The sequence below is a fragment of the Streptomyces showdoensis genome (genome assembly GCF_039535475.1).
GTDB lineage: Bacteria > Actinomycetota > Actinomycetes > Streptomycetales > Streptomycetaceae > Streptomyces > Streptomyces showdoensis.
Genome location: NZ_BAAAXG010000026.1, coordinates 4,035,369 through 4,048,839, shown reverse-complemented (window position 1 = coordinate 4,048,839; position 13,471 = coordinate 4,035,369). Strand labels below are relative to the sequence as shown.

Here is a 13,471-nt window from a genome sequence, read left to right as displayed (position 1 = left end):
ATGGACTTCGCGTACGACGCCCGCACCGAGGAACTGCGGGCGAGGCTCCTCGCCTTCATGGACGAGCACGTGTACCCCGCCGAGGCCGTCGCCCACGAGCAGCGCGCCGGGCTCGCCTCCCCGTGGGACACCCCGGCGGTCGTCGAGGAGCTGAAGGCCGAGGCCAGGCGGCAGGGGCTGTGGAACCTCTTCCTGCCGGACCGGGAGTACGGGGCCGGGCTCACCAACCTCCAGTACGCGCCGCTCGCCGAGATCACCGGCCGCAGCCCCCAGCTCGCCCCCACCGCCCTCAACTGCGCCGCCCCCGACACCGGGAACATGGAGGTGCTCGCCCAGTTCGGCGACGAGGCGCAGAAGAAGCAGTGGCTGGAGCCGCTGCTCGCGGGCGAGATCCGCTCGGCGTTCGCCATGACCGAGCCCGAGGTGGCCTCCTCCGACGCGACCAACATCGAGACCCGGATCCGGCGGGACGGCGACTCGTACGTGATCGACGGGCGCAAGTGGTACATCTCCGGGGCGATGAACCCCGACTGCCGCATCCTCATCGTCATGGGCAAGACCGACCCCGACGGCGCCGACCCGCGCCGCCAGCAGTCCATGATCCTGGTCCCCCGCGACACCCCCGGGGTCGAGGTGCGCCGCGCGATGCAGGTGTACGGCTACGAGGACCACTCCCACGGCGGCCACGCCGAGGTGGTCTTCCACGGCGCCCGGGTCCCGGCCGCCCACCTGATCGGCGAGGAGGGCGGCGGCTTCGCCATCGCCCAGGCCCGGCTCGGCCCCGGCCGCATCCACCACTGCATGCGGCTGATCGGCATGGCCGAGCGGGCCATCGAGCTGATGTGCCGCCGCGCGGTCTCCCGTACCGCCTTCGGCAAGGCGATCGCCGGGCAGGGGGTCGTGCAGAACTGGATCGCGGACGCCCGGGTGACGGTCGAACAGCTGCGGCTGCTCGTCCTGAAGACGGCCTGGCTGATGGACACCGTCGGCAACCGGGGCGCCCACACCGAGATCCAGGCGATCAAGATCGCCACGCCCCGTGCGGTGGTCGACATCATCGACAAGGCGGTCCAGGTGCACGGCGCCGGCGGCGTCTCGCAGGACTTCCCGCTCGCCGAGCTGTGGGCCGCGGCGCGCACCCTGAAGCTGGCGGACGGACCCGACGAGGTCCACCAGCGCTCGCTGGCCCGGCGGGAGCTGAAGAGGTACCTCTGAACCCCGCCGGACCCGCGGTTACGGGCGCAGGGCCCGCAGCAGGAGGTCGGCCAGGTGGTCGGCCACCTGCTGGGGGCTGAGCGGGCCGTCCGGGCGGTACCAGGTGGACAGGTGGTGGACCGAGCCGAAGTGGTAGTCGACGACCAGGTCGGCGGGGGTCGCCGCGGAGAAGACCCCGGCCTGCTGGCCCTCCTCGATCAGGGCGCGGAAGCGCTCGTGGTAGCGCCGCCGCTCGGCCCGCACCTGCTTGTTCTTCTCCGGGCTGAGGTGGTGCATGGAGCGGAAGAAGATCGCGGCGTCGTCCAGGTTGTCGATCGTGGTGACGACGACGTCGGCGGCGGCGTCCCGCAGCCGCCGCTCCACCGGGGCGTCGGCGCCCGCGTAGGCGTCGAGGCGCTCCTGCTGGAGCCGGAGCACCCGGGAGTAGACCTCCTGGAGCAGGTCCTCCTTGGAGCCGAAGTAGTGGTAGAGCGCGCCCTTGGTGACGCCGGCCGCCTCCACGATCTCCTGGACGGAGGTCCGGTCGTAGCCCTGCTCCGCGAAGAGCCGGGTGGCGGCGGCGAGGAGCCTCTGGGGGACGGGGACCCCGTTGCCGTCCGTCGTCCTGGCCATGCTCCGCCTTCTTTCGTCCATGCCGGCGCTCGTGCCGGTGCTCACTTCGGGGACCGCAGGTCCCGCCTGAGGATCTTCCCACTTGTCGTCTTGGGGAGCTCCGCCAGGATCTCGACCTCGCGCGGGTACTTGTACGCGGCGAGCCGCTGCTCACAGTAGGCGGAGAGCTCGGCGGGGTCCGCATCGGCGCCGGGCCGCAGGCTCACGTAGGCCTTCACCGTCTCGCCGCGGTAGGCGTCGGGGACGCCGACGACGGCGGCCTCGCGGACGGCCGGGTGGGTGTAGAGGACGTCCTCGACCTCGCGCGGCCAGACCTTGAAGCCGGAGGCGTTGATCATGTCCTTCTTGCGGTCGACGACGTACAGCCAGCCGTCCGCGTCCATGAAGCCGATGTCGCCGGTGCGCAGCTCCCCGTCGGGGAAGGCGGCCGCGGTGGCCTCGGGCAGCCGCCAGTAGCCGGGGACGACCTGGGGGCCGCGGACGGCGATCTCGCCCTGCTCGCCGAACGGGACCTCGGCGCCGGACTCGTCGAGGATGCGGACGACGGTGTCGGGGCCGGGGACGCCCACCGAGAGCGTGCCGGAGGCGGGGTCGACGGGCGCCTCGGACTGCGGCGGCACGGAGGCGCAGGGGGCGGTGCACTCGGTGAGCCCGTAGCCGTTGCGCAGGTAGGGGCCGAAGCCGGCGCGGAACTTCTCCACCAGGGCGGGCGGCACGGGCGCGCCGCCCGAGGACAGCACGAGGAACGAGGAGAAGTGGTCCGGGGTGGCGCCCGGGTGGGCGGCGAGCGCCATGTAGGCGGTCGAGGGTCCGACGGTGTAGGCGGGCCGGTGCTCCAGGAACGCGTCGAGGACGACCCCGGCGTCGAAGCGGTACGCGAGGGCGAGGGTGCCGCCGTTGGCGAAGCAGGCGCCGAGCTCGCAGACCAGCCCGGTGATGTGGAAGAGCGGGGCGAGGGCGAAGTAGACGGCGCCCTCGGGGACGGGGTGGCCGGTGCGCTGGCGTTCGGCGTTGTGGACGATGCCCCGGTGCAGGTTGAGGGCGCCCTTGGGGGTGCCGCTGGTGCCGGAGGTGTAGCTGATCAGGGCGATGTCGTCGGTGCCGGGCTCGCGCCCCTCGGGGGCCGGGTGGCCCGCGCGGGCGACGGCGAGGAGGTCGTCCGCGCCGTGGAGGCGGTCGGCCGGCACCCTCTCGAAGCCGAGGACGCGGGGGTCGTCGCGGGTCTGGAGTCCGCGCTCGAAGGCGGTGAGGGCGATCCGGACCCCGGCCTCGGCGACGGTGTCGCGGAGGTAGCCGTCCCAGGCGCGGTCGGAGCAGACCAGGGCGGTGGCGCCGGAGTCCCGCAGGGCGTGGCCGACCTCGCCCGCCTTGTACATCGGGTTGAGCGGGACGACGGTGGCGCCCGCCTTCCAGGCGCCGAGGAGGGCGAGGACGAAGTGCGGGCTGTTCTGGAGCATGACCGCGACCCGGTCGCCGCGCCCGACGCCCCGGGCGGCCAGGTGTCCGGCGACGGAGTCGGAGAGGGCGTCGGCCTCGCGGTAGGGGATCCGGCCGTCGAAGTAGGCGAGTGCCGGGTGGTCGGGGGTGCGCGCGGCGGCGGCGCGGAAGGCGTGCAGCACGGTGGGCGGCGGGTCGACGGGCGCCCGCTGGGCCGCGCTGAGCCGCCCGAGCCAGGGCTTGGCGGCGTAGATCGATCCCGTACCGCCTGCCTCGGTGCCGCCCGTGGCGTCCCGCTCCCGGCCCGTCACGCGCCCGCCCCTTCCCAGGTCCGCTGGACGCGGTTCATGCCGCGCAGCCACCGTTCGGGTTCGGCGGCCCTGGCCCCGTAGAAGCGGGCCACCTCGGGGTGGGGCAGGACGAGGAAGCGGTCGGCCTCCATGGCGTCGAAGAGGGCGTCGGCGACGTCCTCGGGCTCGATGGCGGTGGGGGCGAGGACCAGCTCGCCGGCCGTCCCGGAGGCGGTGAGCATGTCCGTGCGCACGCCCTGCGGGCAGATGGCGTGCACCGTGAGGCCGCGGTGGCGGTAGGTGAGGGAGAGCCATTCGGCGAAGGCGTACGCGCCGTGCTTGGAGACGCTGTACGGGGCGGCGCCGATCATCGTGAGCAGTCCGGCGGCGGAGACGGTGGAGACGAAGCGGCCGGTGCCGCGCTCCAGCCAGTCGGGCAGCAGCGCGCGGGCGGCGCGGACGTGGGCCATGACGTTGACGTCCCAGGCGGCGGCCCAGACCTCCTCGTCGGCGAAGGCGTCGCCGGGAGAGGCGAGTCCGGCGTTGGCGCACCAGACGTCCACGGTGCCGCCGAGCGCGGCGCGGGCCTCGTCGACGACCTCGGAGGCGTCCCCGGGGACGGCGAGGGCACCGATCTCGTCGGCGACGGCCTTGGTGCGGCCGGGGTCGAGGTCGTTGACGACGACCCGGGCCCCCTCGGCGGCGAACCGGCGGGCGAGTGCGGCGCCGATGCCGCCGCCCGCGCCCGTGACGACCACTCCCGCGCCCTCGACGCCCTGCACCGTGCTCATCGGCGGCCCACCTCTCCGTAGCGGCTGTGCGGGCAGACTAACCGGTCGGTATGGAACCGGGGAAGACTCCGGCGGTACGCCTCGTTCCGCGCGGCCCGGTGGAGCGCTAGCGTGCGTGCCCATGTCAGGGAAGGCGATCAAGGAGGTTTCCGCATGAGCCTGTCCAGACGTGGTCTGCTGGCCGCGGGCGGCGCGTTCGGCGCCGCGGCGGCGGCCGGTACGGGGCCGGCGGCGGCACACCCGGCCCCGGGCGGCGCGGGCGGTGCCCCGGCCCGCCGGGTCCGCACGGGGTTCGAGCGGCTCGCCGCCGACGGCTACGCGCGGCTCGCCGGGCAGCGGGTCGGCGTGGTCACCAACCCGACCGGCATCACCGCCGAGGCGCGCCACATCGTGGACGTGATGCACGCCGACGAACGCGTCGACCTGGTCGCCGTCTTCGGGCCCGAGCACGGCTTCCGCGGCACGGCCCAGGCCGGCGGCTCGGAGGGGCGCTACGACGACCCGGCGACCGGGCTGCCCGTCTACGACACGTACCTGAAGAGCGGCCGGCCGCTGGCCGACGTGTTCACCGCCTCGGGCGTGGACACGGTCGTCTTCGACATCCAGGACGTGGGCGCCCGCTTCTACACGTACATCTGGACGCTCTACGACTGCATGGAGGCCGCCGCGCTCGCCGGGAAGCGCTTCGTGGTCCTGGACCGGCCCAATCCGGTGACCGGCCGGGCCGCGCTCGGCCCCGTCCTGGACCGGGCGTACGCGACCTTCGTCGGGCGGGAGCCCATCGCGCAGGCCCACGGGATGACGGTGGCGGAGCTGGCCCGCCTCTTCAACGGGGAGTTCCTGGCGCGGCCGGCGGAGCTGGAGACGGTGACGGTCTCCGGCTGGCGGCGCGGGGAGTTCTTCGACGCCACGGGGCTGCCGTGGGTGCCGCCGAGCCCCAACATGCCGACGCCCGACACCGCGCTCGTCTACTCCGGCACCTGCCTGTTCGAGGGCACCAACCTCTCCGAGGGGCGCGGCACCACCCGCCCGTTCGAGCTGCTCGGCGCGGAGGGGATCGACGGACGGTGGGCGGAGGCGGCGAACGCGCTGGAGCTGCCCGGGGTGCGCTTCCGCGAGGCGTACTTCGCGCCGACCTTCTCCAAGTTCCAGGGCAGGACGGTGGGCGGGCTCCAGCTGATGGTCCACGACCGGGCGGCCTTCGACCCGGTGCGCACCGGGATCGCGCTGCTGGTCACCGCGCGGCGGACCTGGAGCGGCTTCGCCTGGCGCGCGGACGGCTGGATCGACAAGCTGACCGGTTCGGCCCGGGTGCGCACGCTCGTCGACGCCGGTGCGACGGCGGACGAGGTCGCCGCGGCCTGGGAGGCGGACCTGGCGGCCTTCCGGGCGGTCCGCCGGGAGTACCTGCTCTACCGCTGACCGGGGGCTGACCCCCGGACGGTCACGGGGGCGGGCCGGATTCCGGGCCCGCCCTCCCGCGGGTTGGCTGAGGTCATGAACGTTTCCTTACGACGCCGCCGCCCCCTGACCGTCCTGCTCGCCGCCCTCTGCGTGGGCCTGCTCGCCCCCGCCGCTCCGGCCGCCGCCGCGGACCGCGGGCCCGGGCACCCGGACCCCGCCCGCGAACTCGCCTCCACCGCACGCCCGTTGACCGACACCCGCACCCTGGAGCGGATCGTCGGCGACGCGAAGGTGGTCGGCGTCGGCGAGGCCACGCACAGCTCGGGCGAGTTCCTGCGCGCCAAGCACCGGATCTTCGAACAGCTCGTGGAGCGGCAGGGGTTCACCACCTTCGCGCTGGAGGCCAACTGGAGCACCGGCCTGCTCGTCGACGCCTACGTGCGCGAGGGCGCGGGCGACATCCGGAAGATCATGCGGGACGAGTTCCAGAACGCCTACGGCTTCTGGAACACCGAGGAGTACCTGGACCTGTTCACCTGGATGCGGCGGCACAACCAGCGCCACCCGGACCACCCGGTGCGGTTCATGGGCAACGACCTCGGCTACGCGGGCACCAACCTCTTCGACGAGGTCACCGGCTACGTGGCCCGGACCCGGCCGCAGCTGCTCCCCCGCTTCCGGGAGCTCTACCGGAGCTCCCGGCCGACCGGCACCGTGGACTCCTGGATGAACGCCTACCTGACCCGGCCGCTGGCCGAGCGCCGGGCCATGGCGGCGGACGTCGGCCGCGCCCTCGCCCTCCTGGAGCGGCAGAGGCCGGCGGGGACGGGACGGGCGGCCCGCGAGGCGCACGCCTGGGCCGTGCAGCACGCCCGGGTGATCGCCCAGGTCGGCACGGAGTACGCGTACGACATGACCGGCCAGGCCGGCGAGGCCGAGGTCGCGCAGGCAATGCTCTACCGCGACCGCGTGATGGCCGAGAACACGGTGTGGTGGCAGCGCCGCACCGGCGACCGGATGGTGCTGTCCGCGCACGACGGGCACGTCGGCTACGAGACCACGCGGCCGGAGCAGTACCCGCGCATCCAGGGCGCCTTCCTGCGCGACGCGCTCGGCGAGGACTACGTGACCATCGGGGCCACCTTCGGACGGGGCTCGTTCAACGCGCACGACACGGGGGCTCCGGGCGAGCCGGTACGGGAGTTCGGCGTCGGCCCGCTGGGGGCCGACAGCAACACGCACGTCCTGGACCGGGTCTCGGCCCGCCCCTTCCTGCTCGACCTGCGGACCGCGACCCCGGCCGCCCGGGAGTGGCTGGGCGTCGCCCGGCCGACCCGGTCCGTCGGCACGGCGTTCCCGTGGGAGGGCGACGTGGTGAACGTACGGCTCGCGACCGCGTACGACGCCGTCGTCCACTTCCCCGAGGTCTCGGCGGCCCGGCTCCTCCCCTGACGACTGCCCGTCCCTCCGCGGGGGAAGGATCCCGGTGCCGACGGCACACCTCGACGCGGAGGGACGGGGCCATGACCGGGATGAGTGTCGGGCCGTACCGCGAGATCACGTTCGACAAGGACGGTGACGGTCCCGGCGGCCCTGCCGGCCAGGCGGCCGGGCTCGCCGGACTCGACCGGCAGGGCTGCACGGACCTGCTGGTCTTCGCCCACGGGTGGAACAACTCCCCTTCGGTGGCGGCCCGGTTCTACTCGGCGTTCCTCGCCCCCTTCCCGGACCTCGCCGGGCCCGGGGTGCGGCTGGGGTACGCGGGGGTGGTCTGGCCCTCGATGATGTTCTCCGACGAGCCGGTCCCCGACTTCGCCTCGCTCGCGGCCACCGTGCCCGGGAAGACGGCGGTGGTGGCGCGGATCGCGGAGCTCGTCGGCGCGGAGCCCGCGCGGGAGTCGGCGTTCGCCGAGTTCGGCGCGCTGCTGCGGGAGCTGACGGACACGGACCGGGCGGGACTGGCCGGCGACCCGGAGGTGCCGGACTTCCTCGTCGCCGATCCGCTCACGACGTACGCGGCGTTCGCCGACGCGGGCGCCTACGCGGACACGGACGGAGACCCGGGCGGCGACGGCAGCGGCGGCGACGGCAGCGGCGGCGGCGACGGCGAGGCGCTGTTCGGGGGCGACCGGATGAAGCGGCTGTGGAAGGGCGCCAAGGAGGCGCTGCGCCAGGCCACGTACTACACGATGAAGCGCCGCGCGGGCGTGGTCGGCGCCCGGGGCCTCGGCCCCCTGCTCGGCGAACTCGGCCGGACGGCCCCGGAGCTGCGCGTCCACCTCGCCGGGCACAGCTTCGGCGGCCGGCTGGTCGCCCACGCGCTGCTCGGGCTGCCCGACGACGTCCGCACCGTGAAGTCGGTGACCCTGCTCCAGGGCGCCTTCTCCCACTACGCGTTCGCCGCCCGGCTCCCCCACGCGCCGGGCCGCCGGGGCTCCCTCCCGGACCTCCAGCACCGGATCGACGGGCCCCTGGTCGCCTGCCACTCCCGCCACGACACCGCCCTGCGGGTGTTCTATCCGCTGGCCTCGCGGCTCTCCCGCGACGACGACGCGATCCTCGGGGAGGACGGGCGCCGTTGGGGGGCGATCGGCTACGACGGCATTCAGGCCGTTCCCGGGACGACGGCCCGCACCCTGGGGACGGTGCTGCGGGACGGGCTGCCCGGGTCGGGGTGCGTGAGCGTGGACGCGGCGGAGGTGGTCTCGGAACACAGCGACGTCTGCCACCCGGAGCTGGCCCGGGTGGTCGCGAGGGCGGGGCGGTTCGGCGGATGAGCGGCGGATCCGCGGCATCGCGGGAGGGGTGAGTTCCGGCCGTCGGGGGGCCGCTGATGGATCCCATCCGATTTTCGATGGAACACGAAGCGGCTCCCGTTCGTCCCTCTCATATCGCCGAAGTGCCAGCGACGGAGGTGGGCAGACGATGGCCGGGTTCCGGAGTCTCGCGAGACAGGTCCGTGATCCAGGGAGCGACACGGCCTTGCGACGGTATTCGCTGCGCAAGTGCCTTGAGCGGTTCGCGCCCTACGGTCACCGGGCGACCTGGGACCATCTGTGCCGGAGCCACGGCTTCGGCCCGGAGGACCGGGAGGCCGATCCGGGGCGGCTGGTGGCCGCCCTGGACGAGTTGGAGGAGGCGCGGGCCGTGTGGCTCGCGTACGAGGAGGAGTTCGCCGAGCGCAGGCGGCGGGAGAAACACGGTGGCCTGCGCCGCCCGGGCGCCCTCGACGAGTGGCACCGCCGGATCTGGGGCGGCAACGGGGTGGCCCGCTGCGACGATCCCGCCCGCCATCCGCAGGAGCCGCTGCCCGAGGTGCTGGAGCGGCTGGTGGCCGCGCTGAAGCGGGGGCCGGGCGAGCACTGCCCGGTCTGCGCCGGGCCGCGCATCGAATGGCGGGCGGAGCTGCGGGACGAGCCGTGGTTCGGTCCGGTGTGCGAGGACTGCGGGGTGCTGATACCCCGCGCCGTCCTCACGCCCCGGGCGCTCGCCCGGACCCGTGGGGACGCGCAGCCGCGACTGGCGTCGGTGGCGTGATGCTCCAGGTCTGCCTCAACGGGGGCCACGGGCCCGGGGATTCGGCCGCGGTGCCGATGTCCCCGGACGCGATGGCCGAGGCCGCGGCGGCCGCCGTCGCCGCGGGTGCCGACGACGTGCACGTGCACCCCAAGACGCCCTGCGGGAGCGACACCCTCTCGCCGCGGGTGCTCGCCGACACGCTGGCCGCGATCCGCGCGGCCGTGGACGTGCCGGTGGGCGTGACGACCGGGGTCCGCTCGGAGCCCGACCCGGTGCGCCGGCTCGCCCGGGTCCGCGCCTGGACGGTGCTGCCCGACCACGCCTGCGTCAACTGGCACGAACCGGGGGCCGAGGCCCTCGCCGGAGCCCTGCTGGGACGGGGCGTCGCCGTCGAGGCCTGCCTGCGCTCCGGCACGGACGGCCCGGCCCGCTTCCTGCGCTCCTCGCTGGCCCCGCGCGTGCTGCGCGTCCACGCCGAGGTGACGGACCCCTCCCCCGCGACGGCCGGGGCCACGGCCCGGGCCCTGCTCGCGGCCCTGTCGCGCTCCCCGCACGCCCGGCCGGTCCTGCTCCACGGCAGCGGGGCCACCGCCTGGCCGCTGCTGCACCTGGCCCGGCAGCTGGGGCTCGCCGCCCGCATCGGCCTGGAGGACACGCTGCTGCTGCCCGACGGCAGCCCGGCCCGCTCCAACGCCCAGCTGGTGTCGGCGGCGCTGTCGGCGCCGATCTCGGCCTGATCCGAAAGACACGGCCCAGGCGGGCGGGACCTCGTCGCGGGGGACGGGGAGTCCGTCGCGCGGCAGGGCACGGGCGCGCGCCAAGTGGCGTGCACGGGACGGAAAAGAGCGACGCTAGCAGGCGGTAATCCGGTCGCCCAGCGGAATTCCCGCGGGGCACAGTGTGCGGCGATGACCACGCCACCGAGACACACCGAGCGACCGGAGCACTGACATGTCGACCCTGCGCGTCACCGCCGAGACCCTGACCGTGCACGAGCACCCGAACGCCGACGCGTTGGAGCTCGCGCAGATCGGCCTGTACCGGGCCGTCGTCGCCAAGGGCAGCTACCGGACCGGTGACGTGGCGCTCTACATCCCGGAGCAGGCGGTGCTGCCCCTCGCGCTCGTCGACGAGCTGGGGCTGACCGGGCGGCTGGCCGGGAAGGCGAGCGACCGGGTCAAGGCGGTGCGGCTGCGCGGGGAGCTGTCCCAGGGGCTGGTGTGCCGGCCGAAGGCGCTCGACGGGGTGGACCTGGTCCGCGCCGCGGCCGAGGGGACCGACTTCGCCGAGGCGCTCGGGATCGTCAAGTGGGCGCCGCCGGTGCCTCCGACGATGAGCGGGGACGTGGAGTCCGCGCCGGACCTGCTGCCGTGGGTGGACATCGAGAACCTGCACCGCTTCCCGGAGGTCTTCGCGCCGGGCGAGCCGGTGGTCCTGACGGAGAAGCTGCACGGCACGGCCTGCCTGGTGACCTATCTCGCCGAGGAGGACCGGGTGCTCGTCTCGTCCAAGGGCTTCGGCGCGAAGGGGCTGGCCCTCCGGGAGGACCCGCGCAACCTGTACTGGCGCGCCGTCCTCGGGCACGGCCTCCCGGCCGTCGCGGCCCGGCTCGCCGAGCGGCTGGGGGCGCGCCGGGTCGGGCTGTTCGGCGAGGTGTACGGGGCGGGGGTGCAGGACCTGGCGTACGGGGCGGACGCCCGCGTCGAGGACGGCCTCGGGTTCGCGCTCTTCGACCTGTCGGCCGAGATCGACGGCCGGGTCCGGTGGCTGGACCCCGCGGAGGTGCTGGAGCCGGGCGAGCTCCCCCTCGTACCGCGGCTGTACTCCGGCCCGTACGACCTCGACACCGTCCTCGCGCTGGCGAGCGGGCGGGAGACCGTCTCCGGGCGGCGGCTGCACCTGCGCGAGGGGGTCGTGATCCGCGCGGCGGCCGAGCGGCACAGCCCGGTGGTCGGCGGGCGGGCGATCGCCAAGGCGGTCAGCCCGGCGTACCTGACCCGCAAGGGCGGCACCGAGTACGAGTGATCCGCCCCCTGAGCCGAGCGGGGGCCCGCCCACGGGGGTGGCGGGTCCCCGCTCGTTCCTTTGCGGCGCCCTGGAGCGCCTCCGGACTCCGCCGGGCGCTTCCGGGCGGTACCGGTGGCCTTCGGGGGCCGTTCAGGCGTCCTTGCCCTCGGGCATCAGGCGCGAGCCGCTCAGCCGCTCGCCGAAGACGTCGTCGGGGTTGGACAGGACGCAGTTCTCCAGCGACAGGCAGCCGCAGCCGATGCAGTCGCTCAGGTGGTCCCGCAACCGCCCGAGCTGCTTGATCCGCTCGTCGAGTTCGGTCCGCCAGGCCGCCGAGAGCAGGGCCCAGTCCTCGTGGGTGGGGGTGCGTTCCTCGGGCAGCCGGGCGAGGGCGTCGCGGACGGTCGCGAGCGGGATGCCGACCCGCTGGGCGGCCCGGATGAAGGCGACGCGGCGGAGTATGTCGCGGCCGTAGCGGCGCTGGTTGCCGCTGGTGCGGCGGCTGCTGATCAGGCCTTTGGCCTCGTAGAAGTGGAGGGCCGAGACGGCGGCTCCGCTGCGCGCGGACAGCTGACCGACGGTGAGTTCGTGGATCTTCTCGGGAATCTGCGGCACCCGGTGGAGCCTACGCGAGCCCCGTTCCGCTCCGTTGACAGGAGACCGCCCGTCCCCACATGCTGAGCAAGCGCTTAGACATCACGGGGTATCACCGGAGCACCACCGGACACCGCCGGGACATCACCGGGACGAGAGGGAGCGGGAACATGGCCGAGCCGAGGATCTTCACCTCCGCCGAGGAGCTGCGCGCCGGGGTCGGCGAACAGCTGGGCCACAGCGACTGGCTGGAGATCGAGCAGAAGCGGATCGACCAGTTCGCCGACGCCACGGGCGACCACCAGTGGATCCACGTCGACCCGGAGCGCGCCGCCGACGGCCCGTTCGGGCGGACGATCGCGCACGGCTACCTCACGCTCTCGCTGCTGCCGACCCTGGTGCCGCAGATCATGCGCGTCGAGGGCATGCGGATGGGCCTCAACTACGGCACGAACAAGGTGCGTTTCCCGGCCCCCGTACCGGTGGGCTCGCGACTGCGCGCCACCGCCGTGCTCACCGAGGTCACGGAGGCCGGCGGCGGGGTGCAGGTGACGGCGACGGTGACCGTGGAGCGCGAGGGCGGCGACAAGCCGGTGTGCGTCGCCGAGTCGGTCTCCCGCTACTACTTCTGAACCCCCACCATGCGCAGCACGAGGTCGGCGTAGAGCGCGCCGACCTCGTCGGCCGTGTGGCGGCCCTGGGTGTTGAACCAGCGCGAGACGTCGATGCAGAGGGAGAGCACCGCGACGGTGGTGCCGGCCACGTCGGGGGCGTCGAACTCCCCGGCCGCCACGCCCTCGTTGATGATCCGCCGCACCGTGGCCTCCGATTCGCGGCGCAGGCCGACGATCTCGGTGCGGTGCTCGGAGCCGAGGGCGTCGAGCTCGTACTGCACGACCCGGGCGGTGGTGTGCCGCTCGGCGTGCCAGCGGACGAAGGAGCGCACCGCGTCGGCGAGCCGGTCCGCGGCGGAGCCCGGGCCGTCGGCCGCGGACCGGAGGATCTCCAGGGCCTTGTCGTGCCCGATCCGGCTGATCCGGTGGAGCAGCTCTTCCTTGGTCTTGTAGTGGATGTAGAGCGCGGCCGGACTCATGCCGGCCCGGCCCGCGATGTCACGGGTCGTGGTGGCGTGGTAGCCGCGCTCGGCGAACGCCTCGACCGCCGCGACCAGCAGCCGCCGGGCCGCCTCGGGCGTGACCTCGCCCCACGGCATGTCCTCGCCGCCGGGCGTCTCCTCCGTCACGCTCATCGCACTCTCCTCGTCGGGCCTTCGGGAACGAACACCATACAACGAAGCTGAGCAAGCGCTTAGAGAGTGGGGGCTCAGGTTTCCTGGCGGTCGCGGACGACCTTCGCGAGGGTGAAGGCGGAGGTGGTGAGGTAGAGGACCGCGACGGCGAGGAAGCCGCGGACCCAGGCGCTGGCCTCCAGCCGGTAGATCCCGACGGTCACGGCCAGGAGCGCGAGACCGAAGGAGAGGATCGCCTGCACGTAGTAGGCGGAGGTGTTCTGCTGCTGCTTGACCGGGTAGTCGCTCATACCGCACAGCATCGGGCGGACGCGGCCGGTGCCGCATCCGCCCGGATACTCAGGGAGCGCGGG

13 protein-coding genes and 1 pseudogene are annotated in these 13,471 nt (G+C 74.2%); 8 read left to right on the top strand and 6 right to left on the bottom strand.

What is annotated here, in order from left to right:
* Entirely contained in the window at positions 1 to 1,215 is a 1,215-nt protein-coding gene (locus tag ABD981_RS31565) for an acyl-CoA dehydrogenase family protein (RefSeq protein ID WP_046911415.1), read from the top strand.
* Between the two features lie 18 nt (positions 1,216 to 1,233).
* On the opposite strand, the gene ABD981_RS31560 is transcribed toward ABD981_RS31565, so the two are convergent.
* Genes ABD981_RS31560 through ABD981_RS31550 form a run of 3 tightly spaced genes read right to left on the bottom strand, consistent with a single transcriptional unit; the run spans position 1,234 to position 4,345 of the window.
* Entirely contained in the window at positions 1,234 to 1,827 is a 594-nt protein-coding gene (locus tag ABD981_RS31560) for a TetR/AcrR family transcriptional regulator (RefSeq protein WP_046911414.1), read from the bottom strand.
* Between the two features lie 41 nt (positions 1,828 to 1,868).
* The gene (locus ABD981_RS31555; RefSeq protein WP_046911413.1) at positions 1,869 to 3,575 is read right to left on the bottom strand and encodes a class I adenylate-forming enzyme family protein; all 1,707 of its coding nucleotides are present in this window, start codon (positions 3,573 to 3,575) and stop codon (positions 1,869 to 1,871) included.
* The gene (locus ABD981_RS31550) at positions 3,572 to 4,345 is read right to left on the bottom strand and encodes an SDR family oxidoreductase (protein WP_046911412.1); all 774 of its coding nucleotides are present in this window, start codon (positions 4,343 to 4,345) and stop codon (positions 3,572 to 3,574) included. The genes ABD981_RS31555 and ABD981_RS31550 overlap by 4 nt, the downstream gene beginning before the upstream one ends.
* Before the next feature lie 153 nt (positions 4,346 to 4,498).
* Between ABD981_RS31550 and ABD981_RS31545 the strand changes: the two genes are divergently transcribed.
* From ABD981_RS31545 to ABD981_RS31520, 6 genes are all read left to right on the top strand, one after another.
* On the top strand, positions 4,499 to 5,767 hold the full coding sequence (locus ABD981_RS31545) for an exo-beta-N-acetylmuramidase NamZ family protein (protein ID WP_046911411.1): 1,269 nt from the start codon (positions 4,499 to 4,501) through the stop codon (positions 5,765 to 5,767).
* A gap of 75 nt (positions 5,768 to 5,842) precedes the next feature.
* A complete protein-coding gene (locus ABD981_RS31540) occupies positions 5,843 to 7,201 on the top strand; it encodes an erythromycin esterase family protein (RefSeq protein WP_046911410.1) in 1,359 nt (452 codons plus the stop codon).
* Between the two features lie 71 nt (positions 7,202 to 7,272).
* Positions 7,273 to 8,526: an alpha/beta fold hydrolase gene (locus ABD981_RS31535; protein ID WP_205628306.1), complete on the top strand. Its 1,254-nt coding sequence runs from the start codon at positions 7,273 to 7,275 to the stop codon at positions 8,524 to 8,526.
* Positions 8,527 to 8,674: 148 nt separating this feature from the next.
* A complete protein-coding gene (locus tag ABD981_RS31530) occupies positions 8,675 to 9,286 on the top strand; it encodes a hypothetical protein (protein WP_046911409.1) in 612 nt (203 codons plus the stop codon).
* On the top strand, positions 9,286 to 10,005 hold the full coding sequence (locus ABD981_RS31525) for a 3-keto-5-aminohexanoate cleavage protein (RefSeq protein WP_046911408.1): 720 nt from the start codon (positions 9,286 to 9,288) through the stop codon (positions 10,003 to 10,005). Before ABD981_RS31530 ends, ABD981_RS31525 begins: the two co-directional genes overlap by 1 nt.
* Before the next feature lie 214 nt (positions 10,006 to 10,219).
* On the top strand, positions 10,220 to 11,293 hold the full coding sequence (locus ABD981_RS31520; RefSeq protein ID WP_046911407.1) for an RNA ligase (ATP): 1,074 nt from the start codon (positions 10,220 to 10,222) through the stop codon (positions 11,291 to 11,293).
* Between the two features lie 132 nt (positions 11,294 to 11,425).
* On the opposite strand, the gene soxR is transcribed toward ABD981_RS31520, so the two are convergent.
* Positions 11,426 to 11,890 (bottom strand): redox-sensitive transcriptional activator SoxR, encoded by a 465-nt coding sequence (soxR, locus tag ABD981_RS31515; protein ID WP_046911406.1) that lies wholly within the window; start codon positions 11,888 to 11,890, stop codon positions 11,426 to 11,428.
* 149 nt (positions 11,891 to 12,039) lie between these two features.
* Here soxR and ABD981_RS31510 point away from each other — a divergent pair, with 149 nt between their 5' ends.
* Positions 12,040 to 12,501, top strand: coding sequence for a MaoC family dehydratase (locus tag ABD981_RS31510; RefSeq protein WP_046911405.1), 462 nt, complete (start codon positions 12,040 to 12,042; stop codon positions 12,499 to 12,501).
* On the opposite strand, the gene ABD981_RS31505 is transcribed toward ABD981_RS31510, so the two are convergent.
* Together ABD981_RS31505 and ABD981_RS31500 are read right to left on the bottom strand one after the other, a co-directional pair.
* Entirely contained in the window at positions 12,492 to 13,118 is a 627-nt protein-coding gene (locus ABD981_RS31505; protein ID WP_046911404.1) for a TetR/AcrR family transcriptional regulator, read from the bottom strand. The two genes, ABD981_RS31510 and ABD981_RS31505, sit on opposite strands and share 10 nt — an antisense overlap.
* Before the next feature lie 80 nt (positions 13,119 to 13,198).
* Positions 13,199 to 13,408 (bottom strand): annotated as a pseudogene (locus ABD981_RS31500) (YiaA/YiaB family inner membrane protein); the annotation flags it as partial.
* Positions 13,409 to 13,471 lie beyond the last annotated feature (63 nt).

Excerpts from the sequence above, each read along its gene's own strand:
- ABD981_RS31525 (WP_046911408.1), top strand. The coding sequence starts at position 9,286 with ATGCTCCAGGTCTGCCTCAACGGGGGCCACGGGCCCGGGGATTCGGCC.
- ABD981_RS31510 (WP_046911405.1), top strand. The coding sequence starts at position 12,040 with ATGGCCGAGCCGAGGATCTTCACCTCCGCCGAGGAGCTGCGCGCCGGG.
- ABD981_RS31565 (WP_046911415.1), top strand. The coding sequence starts at position 1 with ATGGACTTCGCGTACGACGCCCGCACCGAGGAACTGCGGGCGAGGCTC.
- ABD981_RS31560 (WP_046911414.1), bottom strand. The coding sequence starts at position 1,827 with ATGGCCAGGACGACGGACGGCAACGGGGTCCCCGTCCCCCAGAGGCTC.
- ABD981_RS31530 (WP_046911409.1), top strand. The coding sequence starts at position 8,675 with ATGGCCGGGTTCCGGAGTCTCGCGAGACAGGTCCGTGATCCAGGGAGC.
- ABD981_RS31545 (WP_046911411.1), top strand. The coding sequence starts at position 4,499 with ATGAGCCTGTCCAGACGTGGTCTGCTGGCCGCGGGCGGCGCGTTCGGC.
- ABD981_RS31505 (WP_046911404.1), bottom strand. The coding sequence starts at position 13,118 with ATGAGCGTGACGGAGGAGACGCCCGGCGGCGAGGACATGCCGTGGGGC.
- ABD981_RS31535 (WP_205628306.1), top strand. The coding sequence starts at position 7,273 with ATGACCGGGATGAGTGTCGGGCCGTACCGCGAGATCACGTTCGACAAG.
- ABD981_RS31540 (WP_046911410.1), top strand. The coding sequence starts at position 5,843 with ATGAACGTTTCCTTACGACGCCGCCGCCCCCTGACCGTCCTGCTCGCC.
- ABD981_RS31550 (WP_046911412.1), bottom strand. The coding sequence starts at position 4,345 with ATGAGCACGGTGCAGGGCGTCGAGGGCGCGGGAGTGGTCGTCACGGGC.
- ABD981_RS31520 (WP_046911407.1), top strand. The coding sequence starts at position 10,220 with ATGTCGACCCTGCGCGTCACCGCCGAGACCCTGACCGTGCACGAGCAC.